At 41.6% G+C, this 25,041-nt stretch carries 22 protein-coding genes; 13 read left to right on the forward strand and 9 right to left on the reverse strand.

From position 1 onward, the window contains the following. Position 1 precedes the first annotated feature (1 nt). Complete coding sequence (locus GWI56_RS06330) at positions 2 to 697, reverse strand: EscR/YscR/HrcR family type III secretion system export apparatus protein (RefSeq protein ID WP_168826332.1); 696 nt, start codon at positions 695 to 697, stop codon at positions 2 to 4. Between the two features lie 43 nt (positions 698 to 740). Beyond that, on the reverse strand, positions 741 to 1,019 hold the full coding sequence (locus GWI56_RS06335) for a hypothetical protein (protein ID WP_014620520.1): 279 nt from the start codon (positions 1,017 to 1,019) through the stop codon (positions 741 to 743). 573 nt (positions 1,020 to 1,592) lie between these two features. Here GWI56_RS06335 and GWI56_RS06340 point away from each other — a divergent pair. Further along, complete coding sequence (locus GWI56_RS06340) at positions 1,593 to 2,687, forward strand: YopT-type cysteine protease domain-containing protein (RefSeq protein WP_173497859.1); 1,095 nt, start codon at positions 1,593 to 1,595, stop codon at positions 2,685 to 2,687. Positions 2,688 to 2,927: 240 nt separating this feature from the next. Here the strand turns inward: GWI56_RS06340 and GWI56_RS06345 are convergent, their stop codons facing one another. From GWI56_RS06345 to GWI56_RS06360, 4 genes are all read right to left on the reverse strand, one after another. After that, the gene (locus GWI56_RS06345) at positions 2,928 to 3,794 is read right to left on the reverse strand and encodes a hypothetical protein (protein WP_198572423.1); all 867 of its coding nucleotides are present in this window, start codon (positions 3,792 to 3,794) and stop codon (positions 2,928 to 2,930) included. 233 nt (positions 3,795 to 4,027) lie between these two features. Then, on the reverse strand, positions 4,028 to 5,404 hold the full coding sequence (locus GWI56_RS06350; protein WP_198572424.1) for a hypothetical protein: 1,377 nt from the start codon (positions 5,402 to 5,404) through the stop codon (positions 4,028 to 4,030). A gap of 395 nt (positions 5,405 to 5,799) precedes the next feature. After that, a complete protein-coding gene (locus GWI56_RS06355) occupies positions 5,800 to 6,351 on the reverse strand; it encodes a winged helix-turn-helix domain-containing protein (protein ID WP_173497857.1) in 552 nt (183 codons plus the stop codon). Positions 6,352 to 6,868: 517 nt separating this feature from the next. Then, a complete protein-coding gene (locus tag GWI56_RS06360; protein WP_198572425.1) occupies positions 6,869 to 8,329 on the reverse strand; it encodes a WH2 domain-containing protein in 1,461 nt (486 codons plus the stop codon). Between the two features lie 297 nt (positions 8,330 to 8,626). Between GWI56_RS06360 and GWI56_RS06365 the strand changes: the two genes are divergently transcribed. The 4 genes from GWI56_RS06365 to GWI56_RS06380 all read left to right on the forward strand — a co-directional run bounded on the left by GWI56_RS06365 (position 8,627) and on the right by GWI56_RS06380 (position 14,366). Then, entirely contained in the window at positions 8,627 to 9,709 is a 1,083-nt protein-coding gene (locus tag GWI56_RS06365; protein ID WP_173497855.1) for a hypothetical protein, read from the forward strand. 473 nt (positions 9,710 to 10,182) lie between these two features. After that, the gene (ompR, locus tag GWI56_RS06370; RefSeq protein WP_006079507.1) at positions 10,183 to 10,908 is read left to right on the forward strand and encodes a two-component system response regulator OmpR; all 726 of its coding nucleotides are present in this window, start codon (positions 10,183 to 10,185) and stop codon (positions 10,906 to 10,908) included. A gap of 42 nt (positions 10,909 to 10,950) precedes the next feature. Further along, the gene (gene envZ, locus GWI56_RS06375; protein ID WP_198572426.1) at positions 10,951 to 12,267 is read left to right on the forward strand and encodes a two-component system sensor histidine kinase EnvZ; all 1,317 of its coding nucleotides are present in this window, start codon (positions 10,951 to 10,953) and stop codon (positions 12,265 to 12,267) included. A gap of 128 nt (positions 12,268 to 12,395) precedes the next feature. Further along, the gene (locus GWI56_RS06380) at positions 12,396 to 14,366 is read left to right on the forward strand and encodes a methyl-accepting chemotaxis protein (protein ID WP_198572427.1); all 1,971 of its coding nucleotides are present in this window, start codon (positions 12,396 to 12,398) and stop codon (positions 14,364 to 14,366) included. Between the two features lie 37 nt (positions 14,367 to 14,403). Here the strand turns inward: GWI56_RS06380 and GWI56_RS06385 are convergent, their stop codons facing one another. Further along, the gene (locus GWI56_RS06385) at positions 14,404 to 15,696 is read right to left on the reverse strand and encodes a DUF5666 domain-containing protein (protein WP_198572428.1); all 1,293 of its coding nucleotides are present in this window, start codon (positions 15,694 to 15,696) and stop codon (positions 14,404 to 14,406) included. Positions 15,697 to 15,782: 86 nt separating this feature from the next. Here GWI56_RS06385 and GWI56_RS06390 point away from each other — a divergent pair, with 86 nt between their 5' ends. The 3 genes from GWI56_RS06390 (at position 15,783) to GWI56_RS06400 (ending at position 18,232) form a co-directional block, all read left to right on the forward strand. Continuing rightward, positions 15,783 to 16,451, forward strand: coding sequence for a response regulator transcription factor (locus GWI56_RS06390; protein ID WP_131525518.1), 669 nt, complete (start codon positions 15,783 to 15,785; stop codon positions 16,449 to 16,451). After that, positions 16,423 to 17,688, forward strand: coding sequence for a HAMP domain-containing sensor histidine kinase (locus tag GWI56_RS06395; protein WP_198572429.1), 1,266 nt, complete (start codon positions 16,423 to 16,425; stop codon positions 17,686 to 17,688). The genes GWI56_RS06390 and GWI56_RS06395 overlap by 29 nt, the downstream gene beginning before the upstream one ends. A gap of 154 nt (positions 17,689 to 17,842) precedes the next feature. Beyond that, positions 17,843 to 18,232, forward strand: a complete 390-nt coding sequence (locus tag GWI56_RS06400; protein WP_113940229.1) for a NirD/YgiW/YdeI family stress tolerance protein — start codon at positions 17,843 to 17,845, stop codon at positions 18,230 to 18,232. Positions 18,233 to 18,303: 71 nt separating this feature from the next. On the opposite strand, the gene GWI56_RS06405 is transcribed toward GWI56_RS06400, so the two are convergent. Continuing rightward, positions 18,304 to 18,777, reverse strand: coding sequence for a peroxiredoxin (locus tag GWI56_RS06405; protein ID WP_113940228.1), 474 nt, complete (start codon positions 18,775 to 18,777; stop codon positions 18,304 to 18,306). Positions 18,778 to 18,857: 80 nt separating this feature from the next. Beyond that, positions 18,858 to 19,802, reverse strand: a complete 945-nt coding sequence (locus GWI56_RS06410; RefSeq protein ID WP_198572430.1) for a choice-of-anchor H family protein — start codon at positions 19,800 to 19,802, stop codon at positions 18,858 to 18,860. Between the two features lie 367 nt (positions 19,803 to 20,169). On the opposite strand from GWI56_RS06410, the gene GWI56_RS06415 reads away from it, so the two are divergent. The 5 genes from GWI56_RS06415 to GWI56_RS06435 all read left to right on the forward strand — a co-directional run bounded on the left by GWI56_RS06415 (position 20,170) and on the right by GWI56_RS06435 (position 25,013). After that, the gene (locus tag GWI56_RS06415; protein ID WP_198572431.1) at positions 20,170 to 20,472 is read left to right on the forward strand and encodes a PepSY domain-containing protein; all 303 of its coding nucleotides are present in this window, start codon (positions 20,170 to 20,172) and stop codon (positions 20,470 to 20,472) included. Between the two features lie 2 nt (positions 20,473 to 20,474). Continuing rightward, positions 20,475 to 21,170: a response regulator transcription factor gene (locus tag GWI56_RS06420; protein WP_105250672.1), complete on the forward strand. Its 696-nt coding sequence runs from the start codon at positions 20,475 to 20,477 to the stop codon at positions 21,168 to 21,170. After that, positions 21,163 to 22,527, forward strand: a complete 1,365-nt coding sequence (locus tag GWI56_RS06425; protein ID WP_198572432.1) for an ATP-binding protein — start codon at positions 21,163 to 21,165, stop codon at positions 22,525 to 22,527. Before GWI56_RS06420 ends, GWI56_RS06425 begins: the two co-directional genes overlap by 8 nt. Before the next feature lie 148 nt (positions 22,528 to 22,675). After that, a complete protein-coding gene (locus GWI56_RS06430; protein WP_198572433.1) occupies positions 22,676 to 24,178 on the forward strand; it encodes a DUF3300 domain-containing protein in 1,503 nt (500 codons plus the stop codon). A 259-nt stretch (positions 24,179 to 24,437) separates the two neighbouring features. Next, a complete protein-coding gene (locus GWI56_RS06435) occupies positions 24,438 to 25,013 on the forward strand; it encodes an alpha/beta hydrolase (protein WP_198572434.1) in 576 nt (191 codons plus the stop codon). The last annotated feature ends 28 nt before the right edge of the window (positions 25,014 to 25,041 follow it).

The raw sequence follows: 25,041 nt of genomic DNA on the forward strand, positions 1-25,041 counted from the left end.
ATCACTGGAGTGCTCTAAATAAAATAGTCCAACTATCAGAAAAATAAAATACTGCGAGTTTTACAGGTGTCGATATTACCGTCGGTGATAACATAGTCATACCTACACCACTGAGAATCACGGCAATTAAAAAATCAATACTCACAAATATCATGTATAGCTTTAGGCCAAACTCGAAACCTTGATACAAATCTAAAATCAGATTACCAAGAAAATATTTTAGTGTATCACTCCCTGAGTCAAAATTAAGTGGAATGTCAATAATGCCAGTTAGTTCATTAGTTTTACGCTGCGCCCTCGCCAACAGTTCAGGGAAAAACTCAAATACATTGCTGACCAGATAATACATAGTCACTTGTTCTGGCTTTTTATCCTCAAATAGGGAGGATGATTGCAAGACGTCAGGGTCTATTCCTCCATTAATCTGCTCAATAAAATATGGCTTAACCCTCTCTAATCCGGGTTTTATATCAGGCCAAATACTATTAAGCGCCATTAATGCCGCAAGTAAATTCACTACTATTGTAGGTGGAATTTGTTGTGTACCCACCGCATTTTTAATGATGTTAAGTACAATATTATATTTAACATATCCAGAGAAACAGATAAAAAAGACGGTAGACAACAAGATCAGAGTCAGGAGCAAAATTAAATTTGCTCCTGAAAATGCATTATCTGGATTCAATAATTGCAACATCTATAGCACTCTCTATTGCCCATAATGCATTATAAAATTAAAGTTAAATGTTTCTTGCCGCTGCAGAAATAGAGTCTTTAATTGATTTTAATGTAGTTGTTGAGGTTTGAGCGGTAATGCTTTGATCTGCCATTAACTGTTGTAGCGATAAAGAATCAGATGCACTCAAAATAAGTGTACCATCTTTATCTGGTGTAAATTTTCCATCTTTATCAACACTTCCAGTATGATCGGTAATGAATGTACTGACCTTATCGTCGGCATTATTAACTAAACCGCCAAAAACACCACTTATATACCCAGTTGATAATTGTTGAGCCATTTAATACATCCCTAGTTATTCATACGTTTATTTCTAATGCTTAACATGCCTACTTATACTTAACATGCCTACTTAATTTTACATACATGCACACATGCACACATGCACAAACTTCTAGATAGCTCTAGAATGCGCAAAATATAAGCCATCTGCGCCAGGCCAAGCCAGTGAAAACTTCTGATAAAACACGGAAAAAGCTCATTAAAAGCACAATCAGCTAATGTATTAATTTATCCTTGGCGCTTTGCGCGTCTGTTGAACACGGCCAAAAACCACTGATTAATATGGTTTTTTAAAAAATCAAATTACCGTAAATCACAATGACCTGTATCTTCTGAACCTTTAAGCTGTAGGCCGCGCCGAACATTCTGCATAGATATTATCTCTTCCCATACATTTAAGTTAAATCAAGCTGCATGACTTATAGTCATTTATATGTTGAATCGACAATTTAAACTCATAAGACTTGCATGGTAACCTTTGCCTTAATATTTCATAAACAATCTTACAATTATATCTAACTAAATATACTAATATTCACTATAAATATTGCAATTAAAATTTTAGGTGTCTATGTCTCTTGTTCCAATTTCAATACGATCTAATCTTGGATTAAGTGTTTCATCGATCGAATTGAGTAATCTTGAAAATATAGATGTGAAAAGCATTAATAAAGTCGACATTTCTCGGTTAGACAAAACATTATTAGTAACAAAAAAGCCTGTTAAACGGGAAAAAGTTATAATATTGAAGGATAAAATTAGTGATGCAAAATATGGTCGAATTTTTGATGTAAAACGAGAAGAAATAAAAAATGAAGTATCAACACTTAGTACTAAAGGATTAACGAAAAGTGTATTAAAAGCATTCAATAAAGATAAACGGCTTGCAAGCATCATTCATAAGACTAATGATAAAACGATTGGCCAATCTGCTATCATTAGAGATTTCCAGCTCGTAGGGGTTAAGCTGACCACTCTCCCTAGCAATTATCGAGAATTATTTGAATTCATAAGAGCAAGCTTCTCAGATAATAGTGTGGTTGATGGCATTTTCAAAAAATATGAAAATCGTGGTCAACTTGATGAAGCTTTAAAACCTAACGCGACTAAAAAAATTCTCTCGATACTTTTTTCATTACCACAAAATCAACAACTGCTTGCCAATTATTTCGGTGGATGTCTTGATGTCACTTGGGATCAATCGAGCATACTGAAGAATATTCAAGTAGGTAAAGATGGGCTATGTTCAACGCTCGCCATAAAATGGTGTGCTGACAAACATCAGGGTGTTCACTTTTTTAATGATATGGACACAAAAGAGGGTTTAGAAGAAGTTGTAAACCTAAAAATAAACAAAGAAGTAGCATCATATTTGCAATCTAGTGGGTTAGCTGTCTCGGAAAATGAAACAAACCTTAATATAAAAAAGGCAGGTTTCCATTTATTGGGTCTTTCTCCCAAAAATAAAGGTTATGGACATGAAGTCGCAGCATTTATCGACGACCAAGCGAAACAGTACAAATATTTCGATCCTAATCTTGGAGAGTTTTCTTTTTCAACGTCAGAAAAAATGAAGTCATTTATTCTGACTTCATCGACCAGAATATATACAGACTTAAAGCTGGATCAAGACTTAATATTAACTGCAGTTGAAGAAAATAATTAGCATAGCTCCGAACATTTCTCTGATTTCCCAGTAAAATCCACTTTTCAAAGAAGGAGGTCGTCATTGCGACCTCCACTATCTGCAACTCTTAATGGAGAAATATTAACCTAGCCTTTTTCACTTCAATTGGTTGCTCGCAGCTTTATAGTGAGGATATTGAGTAACCATTCACTTCCCGACCATTTTTGTCCAGCCGTTTAACACTAACCAATACCCAATGACTATTCAAATTAATGAGTTTTATTTATTATAATCAACATAACGTTGACCATAATAATAAGGACCATGTTGTTGCTTAAACTCACGAACCTCCCTAGAGCGTTCGCTATTGCTCCTCGTTAATCCTATCTGTTTTGCATCAATAGGCAGATAGTCATATCTTCCATGTGAATTTTTGACTTTCATAAAATTATCAGGCTTTACATCAAAAGGTCTAAAACCTGCTTTTTCCATCATAACCAGCACTGAATATGGAATTTTTTCATGATTATCTAGATGCTTTGCACCTGGTATTTTTTGAAAAGTAAACACTCTTACTCGTGGAGAGCCACATACTCTATCATCCCTCATAGTAATAAGGTCATTGTTCGCAAAAATTGCATACTTACCATCATAGAAATTATGATTACGATATACATCATTTACTCTTAAGTCGGCATTAGTTAACGCTCCCCACGTACTATCTTGTTTAAAGATCTTATACCCTCTCCCTGTTTTTTTATCGATAAATACTTCTCGATTTGTCCCCTCAAATTTTTCATATTTTCCCGCCTTAGCCTCCTCTTTTAATTGAGATATTGTTTCTGGATGACGGATGTTTATTGAGTCAACATGACTTGACAGTGCTAGATGCAATGGCAGAACTTCATGCTGCAGTTGTGGCTTCAACCTTGGTCTTGGTAGTAGTAGTTTTTGTGGTGTAGCTAGCTTAGCTAAAAATGTGGCTATTACTTCCCTTTTTTGTATATTCAGGCTCCTTATCAAAGTTTGCTTTAAGCGTAAAATATCCACATTACGAACACTTTTTACATCCAACTTTTTTAATTCACTCGATGATATATTTAACCCAAGCTTTTCTCGCAGGGAAGGAATTATGATAAATGACATATACACCTCTAAATTTGTTGATGAAAAGCACACCATCTTCCACGAAGAATACAATCAATGACTATGCAACATATACATTAATGTTATTCTCATGTTACAAATAACTTTAGTTTATACATATAAAAACATTAACCACATCTTAAATAAGATCTGCAATAAAAAACCACTTTTAAAAGTGGTTTTTTAATAACACTGAGACATTGTGATATCAATTAATGCCAGAGACTAACTCATTACCTACGATAAGTCGTTGCCATCAAGTCTGTGATTTTTTTATCTGCATCAGAAATGGCACTCTTTAAACTACTATACATTTCATCATGCTTCATAATTTTATCATTTTTATCCAATACACCTTTATTTATTAGCATATTGGCTATATATGCCCCCTGTATCACTTCAGGCAAACTATGATGCACAGGCTGCTTTACGCTATCACCAACTAAGTGGTCTAAGCATACATCAAGCACTTGTTCGAAATTAAATGTAGCATTAGTGGCACGACAGAGTTTAGCTGTCTGAATGGTATAATGCAGAGCATTTCCAGATACACCGGCAGTGAAACCCTCCATATCAGGACGGCTGAAATTATCCATATTGAGGTTTACAGCTAAATCAAGTATATCTTGGCCTAACGTATCGATATTATTTTGATACATTTTTTCGTTAGGCTTAAAATCAAAATGTAACCCCCCAGAAGCTAAAATCCCCTCATTAAATAAGCCACTTTTACTTTTACTGGAATCGACAGGGTCCCGCATAATACCTTGCAAGGCACCACCAAAAAGCTGACCTAAATCAACTGGCTCACCTTTTTCACTCATAAATGCGTTTAATGCATAGGTTTCATGGAGCTTAGCGCTTGGTCTATCTAAAAGGCTGCTAGGAAAGCCAAAATTCTCAACTAATATCTTATTATTTCTTGCTTCAGTTTCATTTTTAACAACCGCAGCATCACCAGGAAACTCTAACACTAAATTTTCTGGCTTCAAGAGTTTGTTTGTATAAAGGTTATTACCTTGAGTGTCCTTCAATGCATCTTTAGTTAATTTTTCAAATAAGTGTTTCTCTTCACTTTCATTCAATTTTTCATTTTTTGATAATTTGTCTCTGATTGTGTTCAAACGTTCAGATAAATCACTTTGGTTAGAATTCATAAACCCATCAAAACATACTGATAACCGTGAAAAGATCTCTGCTTTATGCACAAGTGTAAATTGATCAGATGTCACTTTGACAGGCTTACTTTGATCGCATTGAAGAAAGTTTTTCACATATACCTTCTTCCCACTTAGATCTACATCATCTGTTGCCGTATTAAGAATATTAGTTAAACTAGATGCCATTGCATCGAGAGCCCGTTCAGAAGCAGTACTTTTACCATTTATTAATTTATTTTTAATTAAAGAAGAAAAAATTTCACTGCCGCTTTTTAGTTCTACTTTTACTTTTTGGTAAGGTTTTGGACTCAACAATTTACTTAAAGAAACAATGGGATCTTTATTCTCAATGTGGGAAATTTTTTTGACATCTAAATCAATATTTTTTTTATCCATGATTTCAGATGTTTCAGTCTGTCCGCATGCAGCTAGTTTGTTTAATGAAAGCATAATATCTCCTAGAGGTTAAGCTTTAATTATCCATCATCCTGCACATCAATATCACCAGATTACTTATGAAAAAATCCGTAAAAAATAACTATCACCGAACGACATGTATAACAACCAACAGTCGCGCTTATACCAAGATGTAAAAGTGACTTTAAAGGAGCAAAAAAGCCTTATCCTTGGCTCAAATCTCTGTAGAGAAGCCCATAAATTATAGAATACTAGTAGAATATTTAAGACAATCTTGCGTATGATTTCATTTCGTTTCAAGGTTGAATTTGAACGTGAAAAATTACACTAAAAATCTTTTAGATTGAATCAACTCTTATTTTAAAAAACAAAAGTCAACCAATATGAATCTTGGCACGCATAAGTTTAAATTTACGTGAAATATAATTTTAAAAAAACTTATTGAAAACGACTATTGCTCCTACTGTTAACATAGATGCAAGAAGAGCAGAGAAAAAACATACCAATAAAAAATATATATTTCTCATTGGTATGTCAGTACGAATTGATAAATTTCGTTCGATTGAATATGGAGAAACATTGATATTACTTAAGGATTCTTTACGACTCTGCTTAATATTCTTTATCTCAAAAATCGGATATTCCTCTTCAATTAAAACGCCTGAAACACTTTCATCCAGAATCAGTATATAACCTTCTTTAGAAATGGTTTTTATTTCGCACGCTAAGTTATCAAATTGCGCAAGAGATTTTCTTAAATTAGAAATGGCTTTGGTCAATGATGTTTCACTCACGAAAACCTTACCCCAAACTTTTTCTTGTATATACTCCTTACCTACAACTTCATTTACATGATCACATAGTAGTTTTAATATTACAGCCTCACGTCCACCTATGCTAACTACATTATCCTCAGTGCTAACCTGTCTTTTAAGCACATCAAAAACCATCTGATTTCCTAACGCATAGTTTCTTGCCATTGCTATTCCTCCTAAGAATTACTCGTTCATCACAAAATTAACTCAGAGTTACATTGTGGTCTTTTTTTCAGAATAAAGTAATAAAAAATCGCCAAAAAAAGATGAATTAACCAGAAAAAAATCGAAAAAAACACACTCAAAAAACAAGGTGCGGACCTTTTGCAGCTTTGAAAACAATGGAAAAACAAACGAAACCAAATGTATCAAGCTGCCGAATGTAAATACTAATTATTAAGATTACAGTACATTGTGCTGATATGCTTAGAAGGTGATAAGGAACTACGGGAACCACAGAGAATATAACTAACAAAAACCTAAATATTCATACTTTAAAATATGACACACTTTATTATACTCACCTTAATTATTTTAAATTAAAAATTTACCTTTAGGAAAGTTTAGTGTTGAAACTTAATTTATTAATGTGTACACATATGTTTATGTTTACAAATCTATATACATTAAGTCATAAGCCAGGCCCAAAATATCTACTTAGACCCGACTTACTATTTTTAGCTTAACTGTTAGAATAACCCAGTTTTAATTGTAATGTTTTTATTAACTCACTCTGTTTTTTGACCAAAGCCTCCTGTCCTAAAAAGGTAAAGTCTTCAAATCCAGTTTTCATATGAATCGATAGAAATCTTGATATATCTGCTTTAAGACTGTCGGCTCCATGGATGTTTTCCATGAATTGCTTTTCCAATTTTGCCTGCGCATCTTTACCATTCTTAGTAGCGAATCCTTCCATAAAAGGCATTTCTGTAAGAACTTTGAGTGCTGACTGACGGTAATTGCTACCTAGTAAATTCAATTTTTCTTCATTTGTCGTCAGTTGATTGGCTGTGCGACGAGCCCCATCTAAAATGGCTTCCCCTTTTTTCATCTCAATGGCGCCACGGCTACTATCCGAGCGGAAAAGCCGTGTTTTTCCTGAATCGAGGCGACTCATCGTTTCAGTGGCAACACCTTTACGCTGCGTCTGGAAAGGCTGATCAGACACAACATCGGCTCGCTTCCATAGATCAGGAAAACGTTTCACTTCGGCCCAATAACTTGAAATCGATTTAGACTGCCCGTTCATTGCCGCCTCTAACGCATCAATATCCGCATACTGCCCATATTGATCGAGTAAAATGCCTTCCCAATTAACCTCCATAGCATTGACAACATAATCACTAATTTGTTGGCAGAGCAACTCTCTATTAGCTTGATTCATATTGGGCGCTGTTTTAAGTAATTCATCAGAGTAGAGTTCATCCATGGGCTCATTTTTTGTTGCAGGTGCCTGAACATCGTCATTTTTGATTCCAGTAACTGCTTTTTTAAGGTTGTTTTTATTGAAACCTGTAATTGCATTTAGCAAAGCGTCCTTTCCTCCACCTGACGGCGCAACCACGTCACTTGCCATCGCACCTACTGGCAGGATCGGAGCCGGTGGCGGCAAAGGTGGCGGTGGCGGTGGCGGTGGCGGTGGCAATGTACCACTTGCCATAGTTAATGCGACAGGAGGCTGAATATCTCCTTGCACTGTGGATGGTGCAGTACTTTGGCTGGATAAAACCATCCGAGCGTCTTGCATTTTTTTCAATACTTCTTGTAAAAATGAAGTATCGGCATTGGGCGTCACAGGTCGCGCTTTCTGATCTGCCGTTACCGATCGCAACTCAACGCCATCACGAATCGCTTGCATTAATGACAGTCTAGAATCCGCATTTTGCTTCGGCGCTGTAACTGCCATTTTGGCAACTTGGGCTGGTTTGGCTAACTGAAGCGGTTTATTCGCAACTGACTTTTCTTTGCCATTCTTCGAGCGAGATTTAAGACGGATAGATTGAAACAGCGATAAAAAACGCTTTTTTATACTAGGCCTATTACTCACCTGCTTAATCTCGAGTTTATCAGTTGCGGCGTTACTGACGCCCTCACTCTTGATATCTGATGAAGGTGGATTGATGATGTGATTGGAAATTGGCATCCGGTACTCCTCTGATCATAGGCTCACTAATGTTATAAATGTGTGAGCAATTAACTATCTACTCCATCACTATATAAATAAGTAGAAGAGGGACACACAGACTTTGTCTGAAATATTCTGAGTAAAAGTGGAATGACTTAATCACTCTGTTTATTTAGACAAGTAAAAGTAATCACTAGTTAGTTAAAAATTAGGATTGTGCAAGTAAATTAATCATTTTTTATTCATCATTTGCCATTAACCATTAATAAAATTTTCATTTATTTTAGTATTAATATTCCATTCAGAGATTTGATAATGCCGATTCATACAAGCAATTATTCTAATTTTTCCAGCTATAAAAGCTACAATCAATTCGCAGCTATACCTAACACGCTCAATATCGTAAAACTTTCCCAACGTAGAGCTGATACGCTAAAGCCTGTGAAAACGATAAGTTCATTCGCAGAGATCAACAATGTCAAAAAATCTCTCCATCGAGTGAAAATCGAAGCGGCTCAGCTAATACAAAAAAGTTATCGCTCTTATCAACAAAAAAAAGCTGAAAAAGAGCTCAATACAGTAGGTATTAAATCACTCACAAATGCTAAGGCAGGACGTAGCTACTTCTATAATGCACAAACCGAATTAGTCGCAAAAACACCAACTAAGTTTCAACCTGCTGGGAAAGGAACCTACAAACAGTTAGTACGCCAAGATAGTCAATTTGTGCAATTACATATTCATAATGACACGTTTGATATAGATAAAAATAAATACAACCAATTAGCAATGAACCAACTTAGATCGCATCCTTCAATTTGTCCTTCTATTTATGTAAACGATTCGACCATGATTGCCCATAATGGTGGCATTGAAGTAGCGCAATTAATTGAACAAGGGGACAAGATTCCCTTAATTCACTTTAAATCACTCTTAGAAGATTTATGTTCCTTACATAGCGAGGAGATATTCCTGCACGATATTAAACCTGAAAATCTAACCTATAAAGGCAGCCATGTGCATCATATTGATGTGGAAAATCTGGTCGCGGCGGATTATAACGATGGCGAGAATGGTATTGTCTGCACGCCAGAGTACACCACAGCGCATTTAACAAATGCGATTTTAAACGGGGATCCACTCGCAGACCAAAACCACGATAACTACGCCATTTTATTGAGCATGATTGAAGCCACTAGCGGTGACTTCTTCCCAAATGCCCCAGTTGTAAACCCACAACGTATTTTCGGGCTCATGGGTAAGGATCTAATAAGAGCTCAAGGCTGGATACAAGAGCACATCAAGCCTGAGTACCAAGCGACAGCAGGAGCATTACTTAAGTGTCCAGGAACCAATAGCGATTCAACGCCCTTAATCGATATGATTAATTGGAAGTAAACTGTCTCAAACCGCTTGTAACAATCAATGATTGGAGCTCTATTTCCATAGATGGCTCCATAACCACTTTTTATGGTTATGGAGCTAACAACGGTTCTTAGTTCTGTGATGACTTTATGAGCTGAACGTGCAAATAGTACATTCATCAAAGTATGTGTACTATTTCTATCCACTAAATCATCTCTGTGCATAATGGCTTTTAAATCACCTCTTTTACTGATGCCAATTTAGTTACAATTTCAGCTATAGCGTGAATAAACGCGAGTATTCCCATGCAATTTCATTTGCTTAATATTAACATTGGGCAATCAATGTCAGCATTTATCGCATTCAAGTTACTAAGGTGAGCTAGTCGCCTTGGTTAAATGCGGCTATATTAGGCAGATTCGTTTTCAATTTCAGCCAGTTGGTTAATCTTAACTGTTTCTCATCAGTAGAAGTAAGCACCAATCTGAGCAATTAAAGGACATCCCATGGGACAAGAAACCTCGAAAATCCTCGTCGTCGATGATGATATGCGCCTGCGAGCGTTACTCGAGCGTTACCTGATGGAGCAAGGTTATCAGGTGCGTAGCGCGGCCAATGCCGAGCAGATGGACCGCCTATTAGAACGCGAAAACTTCCATTTACTCGTGCTCGACTTGATGTTACCCGGTGAAGATGGCCTGTCTATCTGCCGCCGTTTGCGCCAGCAAGGTAATCCTATTCCGATCGTGATGCTGACGGCCAAGGGCGATGAAGTCGACCGTATTATTGGCCTAGAGTTAGGCGCCGACGATTATCTGCCAAAACCTTTTAATCCACGGGAATTGCTCGCGCGGATCAAAGCCGTGATGCGTCGCCAAACCCAAGATGTGCCCGGTGCGCCAGCCCAGCAGGAAGCACAGATTAGCTTCGGTGAGTTCTCGCTAGATTTAGCCACCCGTGAGATGTACCACGGCGACGAATCCATCGCACTCACTAGCGGTGAGTTTGCCGTACTTAAAGTGCTCGTCACCCATCCACGCGAGCCCTTGTCTCGGGATAAGTTAATGAACCTCGCCCGTGGCCGCGATTATTCGGCGCTAGAACGCTCCATCGACGTGCAAGTGTCACGTCTGCGCCGCTTAATCGAAAAAGATCCCGCGAATCCTCGCTACATTCAAACGGTTTGGGGTTTAGGTTATGTGTTTGTACCCGATGGTGCCGCGCGTCGATGAGCCGCGTTGCCATCTTAATCTCCTGCGGTTATTGAGCCCACGATGAAAGCTAAGTTTTGGTGGCGGTTTGTTCCTCGCAGCGCATTTAGTCAAACCGTGATGCTGATTGGTTGTCTATTACTGATCAATCAGTTGGTGTCTTACGTCACGGTCGCCGTCTATGTACTTAAGCCAAGTTACCAACAAATTAATCAGTTAATCGCTCGCCAAGTCAAATTACTGTTTGTCGACGGCATAGATATTGGCCGCGAACACTTAACCATAGTCGATGCCCTTAATGCCAAAGTCCACGACGATGGCATGAAAATCTACAATCAACAGCAAGCGCATGAAGCGGGTATTGAGCAAGCCACTTACTATGGTTTCTGGTCATCGCAGATGTCGGAATATCTTGGTGGCGATGCTGAAGTCCGCGTCACCCATGGCAGCGTATTACAGATTTGGATCCGTCCACCACAGGCGCCCTCGATTTGGATAAAAGTGCCACTTATCGGCCAAAATGTTTCAGATCTTTCGCCACTCACCCTTTATTTAATGGTGATTGGCGCACTCAGTGTCGCTGGGGGATGGTGGTTTGCTCGCCAGCAAAACCGCCCACTTAGGCGACTACAAAAAGCTGCGATTTCAGTCTCCCGCGGTGAATTTCCCGATCCCTTGCCGCTAAAAGGTTCGAGTGAAATTGTCGAAGTTACCAATGCTTTCAACCAGATGGCACACAGCATGAAGCAACTGGAGCAGGACAGAGCGCTATTGATGGCGGGGATCTCCCACGATTTGCGCACGCCGCTCACCCGTATTCGCCTCGCCTCTGAGATGATGGTTGAGGAAGATCAATATCTTAAAGATGGCATAGTCAATGATATCGAAGATATGGACGCCATCATCAGCCAATTTATTGCGTATATTCGCCAAGATCAGGAAACCAGCCGTGAGCTAGGCCAAATCAATAAACTCATTCAAGATATCGCTCAAGCAGAAGCCAATCGCGCTGGTGAAATTGAAGTGGTGTTAACTGACTGCCCCGAAGCCCAATTCCAAGCGATTGCCATCAAGCGGGTACTGAGTAACTTAGTCGAAAATGCCTTTCGCTATGGTTCTGGCTGGATCCGCATTAGCTCACAGTTCGATGGTAAACGTATCGGTTTTAGCGTTGAAGATAACGGCCCAGGGATCGATGAGTCACAAATTACCAAACTATTTCAACCTTTTACCCAAGGTGATATCGCCCGTGGTAGTGTTGGTTCGGGCCTAGGCCTCGCCATCATCAAACGGATTATCGATAGACACCAAGGGCAAATTACACTCTCCAACCGCGCCGAAGGCGGTTTAAAAGCCCAAGTGTGGCTGCCGCTGGAATAACGCGAGATCACATATTTGCAAATCAAATGACAACGCTGACATCCAAGTGAGCACTTGTCATATTAATGTCACCTTAAATTCATAAACTCAGCACAGTTACTGGCTCTGACCATTATGAAGATTGCAAAATGAAAATTTCAACGCTGTCGCTTTCTGCTTCTGCCCTGTTGTTATTGCTCGCGGGATTGCTAGCAGCCGTAGTGCTGTGGAGCAGTGATCAGCGGCAACAAATTGAGCAGAAAACACTTACATTACAAGCTATTCAGCAGGATTTTCTCGTCGGTGTACGCCGCGATCTCGATGGCTATTTAGCCAGTGGCAACGCTAGCCAACTTGAACAAGCGAAAAGCAAACTCAGCGCCATTAAGAACCAGCTCACGCAGCTTAACCTCGCAGCCATGGGCGCTACCGACAATGACTTGCAAGCCAGCCTAAGCAACTTCATTCAAGATTTAGATACCAAGTACCGCGCCGCGGGTAAACTCGCTGGCAACCCTAGGCAACTGCTCGCCCACGCCGAATCTGAAATGCTCGACTATAACCGTCGTCTGGGCAGCTATGCCGATAAAGGCTTAGCCACAAATGCGGCGGTCGCCGAACAATATCTGCAATTGAGCCGCGATTTACCTTCTATCGTCTACCAACTTTCCCAGTTGACCGATGGTTATCTGATCGGTAAAAATCAGCAGCTCAAGGGCATTTTAGACTGCACCAGCAAAGAGCTAAATACGTGGCACGACACCCTCAGCGCTCTGCCGTTAATCGGTGTATATGAGCAGCAAGAAGCCGATGAGTTTGCCCTCGGTGCCAGCGAACCAGAACAGATTGAAGTCGGCGAAAGTGACCGCAGTGAACTGCTCAGTCTCGCCAATCGATACAACAAAGAAGTCGCCAATACTCACCAGTTGCTGCAAGCCAACCAAGAGATGCAAGATCAACTCATTCAAGCGATTAGCAATGTGGAACAACAGCTTATTGGCTTAGGTGAGGCTCAGGCAGCAAAGAACCAGCAGCTGAAATATGAGTTACAGCTAATCCTCTACACTATGGTTTCCATCATGGCCTTGTTTGCCATAGGTTATTTAATTCTGCAGCAAAATCGCGTCGTCAAACCGCTGAAACGTCTTAATCAAGCCTTTATGAAATTAAGCGAATCGAACAGCCGCGAGCGTTTAGATATTAATCGTCGCTGCGAGACGGGCCAAATCGCAGGTCATTTCAACCAGTTGCTGCAAAGGTTTGAACAGGAAGATGAGGCGCAACGCCAGCAAATCACTAAGGTTTCTCAATCATTAAGCCAACTGGTTGCGCGAATTACTCAGCTGTCGCAGCACACAGAGCACACCCAAACAATTGTGGCCGATACGCAAACACAGACCGAACATATCCGCAGCCTCGCCAATGAGGTGAGCCACACTTCGGCACTCGTGGAAGACAGCGCGGCCGAAACCATGCGCCAAATGCAGTCGAGTCAAGCACAAGCAGAGGCGGTATTGAGCGCAACCGAGCAAACACAAACCGCGGTAGGTCTGTGCCATTCGTCCCTTGAAAGCCTAAATAACTCAGTGACGGATGTATCGAAAATCATTGATGTGATTGGCAATATTGCCGAACAAACTAACTTACTCGCCCTTAATGCTGCCATCGAAGCTGCGCGGGCTGGCGAGCAAGGTCGCGGCTTTGCCGTGGTGGCCGATGAAGTACGTAATTTAAGCCAACGCACTCAAGTGTCTTTGAATGAGATCGTGAAAATTCTGCAACAACTTACCCAATCAAATCATGCGCTCAGTGAGAGTGTCGATGGCATAGCACAGGCCACCAGCAGCCAGAAACTGCGTGCTCAGAGCCTGTGGCAAGTGGCGCAAACAGTGCAAAACCAAGCAAGTGAAATGGCGAATACCGCCAAACAAGGCTCGCTCAATGCCAAAGAGCAAGTCGATTATCTCGATGAATTTGTTCGCACTATGGATAGTTTAAAAGAACAAGCGCAAACCAGTTCACTGCAGAGTGAGGTCATCGCCCAAGAAGTACAGCAGAGTGTAGAAGATATTGAAACCAGCTTGGGGATTGGGCAAAGCCAAATAAACCGTGCGGCCTAAAACCACACGTTTATTCACTTAATTTCTCTATTTGTGTTTAATCGTCGATTCGACAATTGTGGATATTAGAGCCATCGAACTGACATTCGACATCAACCCATTTGCCTTCAAATGGCGTTAATGAAGCATCAGTCGCTTGATAGCCCCACAAGGTCTTTTGCATCACTAAACCCGACAAATCAAGCTCATTGCTTCGCACTTCAAGATCAATTTCTTTCACTAACCACTGGTTGTCTGCGAGTTCAACACCTTCTATTTGAATCCATTTTTGGTCAAGTGTCGCTAAGGTTAAACCGTCATCGAATTGAGTTCTGGCATCAATATCAAATGTAAATCCATTAATTTGTAGCTGATTATTGGTGGTCAGTGTCGCCAGACCTTCTAGCTCGAACTTTTTACCTAAGGTTGGAGGTATTCCACCATTATCATGTGATGTTTCAAATTCAACTTCTCTGGCCCATAAACCCTGCGGCATAGATTGAATATCTACATCGACTAACTTGCCTTCAACCAAGTTAGCTTGCTTGCCATCTTCAAATTGAGTATTTGTAGTGACATAGAGTCGAGTACGGGCATTAAGCTCAAACTGCGTCTTATCTTGGTTGACCCAAGTAATAGTCCCTTCTAGCTCCATATCATTAAAAGACGCCGTATCTTCCACCTCGACTTCAGAGGCCAAAAATGAAGCACCACTTTGCTGGCCTTCCACTTCAACCCATGCGCCTTCCTGTAAGCTGCCTTCTAAACGTGCGGTGGCATAATTAATCACTGCCGAACCGATATTGAATTGTTGCGTGGCCTTGTTTAATCCAGAGACACGTCCCTCGATTTCAGCAAACGCAAAATTGGGGATAAGGTTTATAGAATTAACCTGCCATTCTCCCATTACCGTTGGATAACCATTTACCGCCACCCAATCGCCTACTTTATACTGGGTCGCGTCCGCTGGTTTAATGACTAAATTAATCCCATTAACGGCAATAGTATTTTGATTAACGGAACTGATTTCACCCACGAGGCTTGGATCTAATATGACATTTTTAGCCTGTTGGCCTTCATTATCAATTTTGACCCTCATCCCCATTTGAATGGCATTAACCTCTAACGGCTGTTGTCCATAGTGAATCTTAGCATTAGCGATATTGACGTTATATCCATTGACCGTAATCGAATTATTGTCAGAAGCAACATTTGTTACTGTACCGTTAATTTTTGTGGGTAACGTAGGTTGTGGAACGATAGGATCGGGTTTAGAGGTATCTGTTGATGAATCATTACCACCGCAACCTGCCAGCAAAATGGCCGTAATACAGACTAAGAGTTTATTCATTTTCTTCCCTATTTTGTCTTGTTAAATCAGTGCTGGGCATCTTAGTATGAAGATCGTCAAGCAAATGTGAAGAAATGAATTAACCGATGAAAGTATTAATTGTTGATGATAATCATGATGTTATTGAAACAATCATGGATTATTTAACCCTAGAGGGTATTATTGCCGACTGTGCATATCACGGGGAAAGTGCAATCAATTTAATTCAACAAAACCATTACGATGTCATCATAATGGATATTATGATGCCCAAATTAGACGGTATTAATACGGTCAAAAAATTGCGTGAAGAAATTTATTGTAATACACCGATTATATTTTTAACCGCCAAAGATAGCCTGCAGGATAAAATTGATTCTTTTACATCTGGTGGGGATGATTTTTTAAATAAACCTTTCGCGATGGAAGAATTATGCTTACGACTGCATTCACTTCATAATCGTGGCCCACGTTTAGATGTGGGTATTTTACGCTTCAGTGATATCAGTTTAAATTTACAAACCCATCAAGTTACCCGTGCTGGTAAAGAAATTAAGCTCAGTAAAATTCAGCGCACCATTCTTTCACTGTTACTAAAACATGCGCCCGCTATCGTGAGTAAAGAGCAATTGGTAGATACAGTATGGGGAGATGATGCTCCTTCGAGTGATTCACTTCGCAGCCACATATACAGCTTACGCAGTGCACTCGATAAAGGTTTTTCAGACTCAAAATTAGAGACTATCCATGGCCAAGGTTACCGACTTATCCCCTGAGCATTTTCCGAGTTTATATAAAAAAATCCGCCTCACTTTTTTAGTATTAACTAGCTTGATGTTTGCCATTTTTTGGAGCCTCATTTATATCGCCGAAGAACAAATTGAGAAGATTAGCCTCGAGCAAACGCTGGCCACAGAGACTCGCGAATATCTAAAGAATTATCAAAGGTTTGGTGATAAAGCACAGCTCCCCGATATCAATGAATTGAAAACATATTGGAGCAAAGAGTTTGTACCAGCTTGGCTGCAACCTTATCAAAATACCGGATTTTACGAACATCAACTGGGTGACGAAGATAAACACTTTTTGATATCCGCTCATCCTTCTGGGCAAGGGCTGTTGTATGTGGTTTATAAGGATGACGCGGACGATTTCCTTGATAGTTATGAAGATAGAATGCACATTTTGATCTCTATTATGGGGATAGGTTTGCTCCTGTTTATCATGGCGTATGGATTGTATTTTGTACGTCTGCTATCCAGTCCACTCGCTGAGATTGAAAATAAAATCAATCAACTATCACCAAAAAGACCGACATCAACACCGAGTACTTCATACCGTGAAACCCGCCAGATTGAGCAAACCCTATTAAGCAACAAAGCTAAAATTGCCGCCTACTTCACTCGGGAACAAGAATTTAGCCGTTTTGCCTCCCATGAACTACGCACGCCCATTATGGTGATCCAAGGTTCGGTCGAATTGCTCAAAAAAATCCCCAATGCGACAACCGAGGCTCAACAATTAATGGTCAAAAAAGCCATTACACGTATTGATTACGCAGGGCATCAAATGAAAACGCTCACCGAGGCCTTTTTACTTCTCGGAAAAGAAGACATTGAATCCCAGCACTACAGCCAAATTGATTTAGCACCACGCCTTGAACACATTTTAGCTGAGATGGCACAACACTTTGCCAAGCAAGAAATCACCTACAGCTTAACGCTTAAAGATTGCTTGAGCATCAAGGCGCCACTGAGCTTTATTGACATAGTGATAGGTAATTTAATTAAAAATGCTTTCAATTACAGTGTCGGAAACATTGAAATTACGATGCAAAGCAACCAATTATGGATACTGAATCCACTAAGCACTCAAAGTACTGATACATCAGGCTATGGCTGCGGATTAATTATTATTGAACGTATTTGCGAGCGAATGGGCTGGGCATTTTCAACCCAAAACGATGGTGCTAGCTATCAGGCTTATGTTCAGTTTATAGATAATGCCCATTAACTGAAGTTAGCTTGGATAAATGACCTCGTTTTAGCAAATTCTGAGTTGCAAACCCAATCTTCACAACCGCTTCACGCTTGTCTTGGCACTATGCTCGCAACACTGTAATAGCCATTGAGGCTGAGTTACATAAAACCATAGAAAGGACAAACAGATGAATAAAATGACTCTTACCGTTTTCGCAATGGCACTTTCATTCACGACTATGGCCAGCCAAGCAGGCTTTCAACCTACAACGGGTGAACCTCAAATACAGGGTGGCTTCCAAGGGCCGAGCGCAAGACAAGTGATTCATGATGTGGTGAGCGCGCTCAATGCCAGTGATGACGCCCAAATTGAGTTAACGGGCCATATCATTTCTTCCATTGGACACGATGATTATATTTTCCGTGACGCTACGGGTGATATTAAGGTCGAAATTGATGATGATTTATGGCGCGGCAACACAGTAACACCTGAGACTCAGGTCATTATTCGTGGTGAAGTGGATAAAGATTGGTCTGAAGTGACCATAGATGCAGACAACATTCAAATCGTACAATAAATGGATTTAGTTAAAGCCAGCCAATGAATGGCTGGCTTTGGTCACATCCAAACTTCATGTCTTAAATACGCTTAGATAGCAGCCAAAACAACTTCAGCTTTACTGGCTTCAAAAGCCTTTGGCTCTTCTACATTCAGTAGAGTCACTACACCGTTATCGATGATCATGGCATAACGTTGTGAACGCACTCCACCAAAACCGGCAGTATCCATCTCCAAACCTAAGGCTTTAGTAAAGCTGGCATCGCCATCGGCTAACATCATTAATTCAGAGGCATTTTGTGCTTCGCCCCACGCTTTCATCACAAAGGCATCGTTCACAGCAACACAGGCAATCAAATCCACGCCTTTCGCTTTAAATTGATCGGCTAATACCACATAGCCAGGTAAATGCGCTTCAGAACACGTTGGAGTAAAAGCACCTGGCACTGCAAACAATACGACTTTTTTACCCGCGAACAATTCGGTAACTTGGTGATTCACCATGCCATCTTTAGTCAGTTGACCTAATGTGGCAGCAGGTAATGTTTGACCTTGAGCAATCATGTCTTTCTCCATTTAGTTAAAATAACTCATCCATACTAGCCCTATTTACCGCAGATAAACACCGAGAGAAATAAGGGCGATTAGGCTCGAGTTCGATTCAACCGCAGCCCCGCACACAAACTAAGACATAACAAACCTAATACTGAGAAGGCGCCGCCACTTTCCTCAACAACGATAATGTCGGGCTCTCTGTCTCGATCGCTACTCTCCAATGGCAGCGCATACAAACTATCGGTCTCATCGGCGCTAATGGTCGCAACAATATCGCTGTAACCCACTTCATACACATCAATCAACACATCATAGTGATCCGTCGCATAACCCGTGTAGAGCGTGGTCAACACTTCGTAATCGTCCTGTGTCGAATCGCCGTAAATGGTAAATACGTCTGTGGTGTAGTAATGCACCCAAGGGCCACCATCACGACTGAGATAAAGCTCGGCAAATAAATCAGCTCTTTCATTAAGATATGCACCATTGACATCAACGTCGAAGGTCACGCTAAACGTTTGATAAAACCCATCGTAGTCAAAGTCTTCAAACAAACGACTGCTGGCATCAAAAATCGAAAAGCTGTGATACACAGGTGCGCGGTAGGGATCGTCACTGGTCGCGCTCGAACTCGGAATCCCTTGGCTCGCATGTTTCGCTGTCACTTGCTCACGCGTCATCGGCGAGGCGCCCATAAGTTGCACTCGGTTTGCCGTCGGCGCTTTGGATGATAAGGCTGGCGCCAAGGATTTCACGGCCGCAGCGGCGACTTCAGTGACATTTTTTGCGGGCGCGGCTTGTTGTAACAAAGTTAAGGCTTGTTGTTCCTGCTCGGCAGCTTGCTCGCTATTTTCCGCTTTTTTAGCAATGCCAACGCTGGCTGCAGTAAATGGCGTTAAGCTTTGCGATGACTCCAGTTCGCGGGGCTGAGCGCTAGCGGCAGATGACGCTAAAAACAACGCAGCAATAGCCGTTGCCATAAATAGCTTAATATTAACTGTGGCTGCCATATCTTGCTTATTGAGTGTGTTCATCTTGAATATCCTATGGATAACCCGTTCAAATTGGAGCTATTAAAGTGCAATGAAGGTGAACATAAGCTGAACATCAACACTCACTGTTCTCAGCTAGAAGATACGTTCAGCCCGAGTTCATCTGGAATGAGTAACACTCACCAAACTTAAACGATACAAGCGCGAGCATAGAGATAGACTCGCCAACAGAACTTCAGTTCTGTCACGAATAACAAAATAACTGCCAGAGTTAATTTTGAAGGAATTGTGCCAACCAATTGGCTGATCTCTATGTGTTTGTTAAGGTGATGAGGTATTCTTAGTCGACTCGATAAGTTATCCATCTCACTCATTAACTTAAGATCGCTGAACATTGCGGGTACCCGATATGAAACTTGGTTTGACCTTGGCCCTAATCACTTGCTTATCAGCCTCCTTTGGTTGCATAGCAGGTAATGATAGACATGATGATCGCAATCAGCCTAGTAACCAAGGTGCGAAGAATGAGCAGCGCCGTCTAGCGGTCAATAGCCCTGATCAAGCGGTGGCAATGGCGCAACGACAATTTCAAGGCAAAGTATTGAGCGTACAATCCAGCGGATCGGGATATCGTATTAAAATCCTCAATAATGATGGCCAAGTATTTTCTGTTTCAGTAGATGCCGCAACGGGCCGAGTCTCGAGGAACTAACGATGCGATTGTTACTAGTTGAAGATGATATAGAACTACAGACTAACTTAAAGCAACATCTCCTCGATGCCCATTACAGTATCGATGTGGCGAGTGATGGTGAAGAAGGCTTATTTCAAGCGCTCGAATACAACTATGATGCAGCAATTATCGATGTAGGTTTACCTAAACTCGATGGTATCGCCTTGATCCGTAGCGTGCGTGAACAAAAACGCGACTTTCCTATCCTGATTTTAACCGCAAGGGACAGTTGGCAAGATAAGGTTGAAGGACTCGATGCCGGTGCCGACGACTATCTGACGAAACCTTTCCATCCCCAAGAACTCATCGCACGACTAAAAGCCCTGATCCGTCGCTCTGCCGGTAAGGCCAGCCCCCTGATCTACAACGGCCCCTTTAGCCTTAACACCAGCAGTCTAGAAGTACGTAAAGGCGAAGAACTGGTTAATCTCAGTGGTTCTGAATACAAGTTATTCGAATTTTTTATGTTGCATCAAGGCGAAGTCAAATCAAAAACTGTACTCACAGAGCATATTTACGATCAGGATTTTGATTTAGATTCTAACGTCATCGAAGTCTTTATCCGCCGGTTACGCAAAAAACTCGACCCAGATAATCAATACAACTTAATTGAAACTCTGCGCGGCCAAGGTTATCGCCTAAAAGCGTTAACGTCCGGGCAAGCAGCCGATGAGTAAACGCGCCATGGCGTGGCAAGTGTTAAACTCCCTTAAAGCGCGCTTAGTTGCCAGCGCGCTATTATTTATCTTAGTGTTATTACCTTTGATCGGCGTTGCCTTAAACGATGCCTTTACTGAACAAGTTAAAAGCGCAACCAAGAATGAACTCAGTGCCTATGTCTATTCGATTCTCGCGGTGACTGAAGTCGAAAACAAACAAATCTCCATCCCAGAGTTAGTGTTAGAGAATCGTTTTAACCTCATTCAATCAGGGCTGTATGCCATTGCAACCACTGAAGACGCCAGCGGCAAACAAGATATAGTGTGGCACTCGCAATCTTTTATGGGGATTACGCCACCGCCACATTTTACCATCCCAGCCACAGGTCAAAGCGCATTTGAGCAAATCGAGCTCGCCGATCAACTCCATTTGATTTATAGCTTTAGTGTCAGTTTTGCCAGCCAAAATCAAAACGTGCCAGTGACAATCCACATCATTAAAGACGAGCGAGAATTTCAGCAGCAAATTGATCAGTTTAATCAACAGCTTTGGACTTGGCTGCTGATCTTAATGTTAGTCATGTTAGTGTTTCAATTAAGTTGGTTACTGTGGACGTTGCGACCTTTAGCACGCTTTACCCAAGAGTTACATTCCGTCGAGCAAGGTAAGTCGATGCAGCTAAGTAGCCAGTACCCCACTGAATTACAAGCGGTTGCTCGGCAGCTTAATATTTTGCTCAATACCGAACAAACCCAACGAAAACGCTATCGTAATGCCTTGGCCGACCTAGCCCATAGCCTCAAAACGCCACTGGCGGTGATCAAGAGTCAGGCCGACTTAAGCGAATCCTCCAGTGAGCAAGTATCAGTGATCAGCCGGATCATTGGCCACCAGCTAAAACGCGCCCAAACCGCAGCGGCGGCCTCGTGGCATTTAGGTATTCGTGTCGATGAAATCGCCGCTAAGTTATTACGCACGTTAGCTAAAATTTATCGAGAGCCACAAATCAATCTCAGCGGCGAGATGGTAGAACACGCAGTATTCAAAGGGGATGAAGCAGATCTGACTGAAATTCTAGGCAATTTACTCGACAACGCCTGTAAAGCCGCGAAGTCTACGGTGACATTAACGGTCACAGGCGATGCCTATCAACTGCTAATCTGTATCGAAGATGATGGCCCAGGGATCAGTGAAGCCCTGCAAAATCAAATCTTTGAACGTGGTATTCGCGCAGACTCCTACCTTCAAGGTAATGGTATTGGGCTTGCTATCGTGCGCGATTTAGTCGACAGCTATAACGGCAGAATTTCTGTCTCTCGCTCAGAAACCTTAGGTGGTGCCAAATTTAGCATCAGCTTTGCACACTCAGTTTAAGTCTTTATTTTCAATGTGATAGATTTATTACTTCTCTTAAAACTTGGCTATAAATAAATATTTAACCGCAAAACACTTTCAGCTTATGTTCATATTCACACGCCTAATATGCCCATAACATCCTCGAACAGGATTATTGGAGCAAACCATGAACAGACTACATCGATGGAATTGGCTAGTGTTAACGGCGGCATTAGTGGCCTTGCCTTTCACTACCACAGCACAGGCTGCGGGCATATCTGCGAGCCAAGGATCGAGCACAGCGGCAAGCCAAGCCAAACTCGAACAAATGCTGGCGCCTATTGCCCTGTATCCCGATAGCTTATTGACCCACATACTTATTGCCTCAACTTATCCACTCGAAATAGTGCAGGCACAGCGTTGGTTAACCCAGCGCCCCAAATCATCGATCGACCAAATTATGTCGCAAGCCGAAGATCAGGACTGGGACCCGAGCGTCAAAGCCTTGCTGGCCTTCCCGACGCTGCTGCAAAAAATGAGTGAAGATCTCGAATGGACTCAAAGACTCGGTGAAGCCTTCTTAGAAGATGAAGGCCAAGTGATGAACAGCATTCAGTCCCTAAGACAACAGGCTGATAAAGCGAATAGCTTAGCGGACATGGATAACATGGCAATTACCCGCGCCAACAATCAGATCATCATAGAACCCGCTAAGCGAGAAATCGTCTACGTCCCCTATTACGATCCACGCGTGGTTTACGGCACATGGCGTTGGGGTGTGGCTTATCCTCCTGTATATTGGGAATTTGGCGGCTATGCTGGCTATCCCTATCGTCCGAGTCATAACCATTTCTACTGGTCACCGGGCATCCATATTTCCTTTAACTACTTCTTCAGTTCGTTCCACTGGCACAACCATAAAGTGGTGGTGATCGACTATCGCCATTCACACCGATATCGCCCACGGGAAAGATACAGTGTCAGCCATGGCGCACAACCTTGGAAACATAAACCCGAACATAGACGCGGTGTGAGTTATCACAATCCAGTGGTGAAACAACGCTATTACCATGATGATAAATATCGCGGCAAAGATTCACACTCAAGCGGTAGTAAACAGCACTTCAATAGCCAATATTCGAAGTCTGAAGAACGCCAAGATACCCATAGTAATCTGGGTAATATGAGTAATCAGGGCAATAAAAGTCGTGATAATAAAGACTATCACAACGTCAGCCGTGAACGTGATAACCGCACGCCGAGTTATCAGAAAACACAAGCCGAGTTAAAGGAGCGTCGCTCCGCCCCTATGGTACAAACACCAACCCACAAGGAGCGTAATGACATGCAATCAAGACCCGTGCAGTCAAAGCCAATGTCATCAAAGGAGCCTCAGCAAAGGCAATACCAAACTCGGGAGTCACAGCCGCGTAATGTCGATCAACAAAGGGCACAGTCACAAAGGCAAGAAAAACCAAGAACTATGACCCCAAGAGTTGAAACGCCACGACCTGAAACAAGACGTACAGAGCCACAACGGATTGAACAACCAAGACAAGCGGCGCCTAGACAACGCGAAGAAGTGAGAGTGAGACAAAGTGAGCCACGCCAAAATGCGCAAACCGCTCGCTCGGTAGAACATAACCAAGGTCGATCAACTCAAAGCCAAGAACGTCGCCATAGGGAATAACAAGATATAAACTGAAAACGAGTGCCCAGAAGACTCACCCTCTTACTGGGCATTTTTATGGATTATTTATCTGTAACATCACCTCACAAAGGCAACTTCCTCCAGAATTAATATCCTAAATATATCTCATATTCCAAAATGAACTACAAATAATAATTTTAATAACCAAATTTGTAGATATAGTCAGAGTGCGAGTCAAACTGGCTTCATCCGGTCGTCATTTGGCTCTCTTATAAACTCACATCTTGGAGGATGAAATATGGCAACCTTATTAATTGTGCCAGGGTTTGGTGGTAGTGGCCCTTTACATTGGCAAAGTTGGATTGCACAAAAATATGAATCAGCTATATGGGTCAATGACTTACCACTATTAGAGCCTAAGATTCATATCTGGGCCAATGCCATTTGCCGCGCAATCGATCAAATCGAAGGTGAAATCCTCATCCTCGCCCACAGTTTTGGCTGTTTAGCGACAAGCCTTGCCATCGCTCATCATCCACAGCGGGTAGCAGCAGCTATTTTAGTCGCGCCAGCATCACCAGCACGATTTTCTGAGAATGGACACATTCTGCCTGAACACGATGGCACTCAAACGATCAAACACTTGTTGCCAAAACATCCCTTAGGTGTCACAGGGCTTGTCATTGCCAGTGAAAACGATCCTTGGATGCCCTTTAATCAAGCTGCAAAACTGGCAAAAAAATTTGGATTCCCAACAATCAACTTAGGGTTAAGTGGCCACATTAATGTCGATTCCGGACATGGACAGTGGCCCCTCATTGATGTGCTTATTGGTAATCTTATCTATCAAATAGAAAGTGCAACTCAGATCTAGCCTAACGATCTCGCAAACTCAAACACAC

The sequence above is a fragment of the Shewanella sp. DW31 genome (genome assembly GCF_015767295.1).
GTDB lineage: Bacteria > Pseudomonadota > Gammaproteobacteria > Enterobacterales > Shewanellaceae > Shewanella > Shewanella oncorhynchi.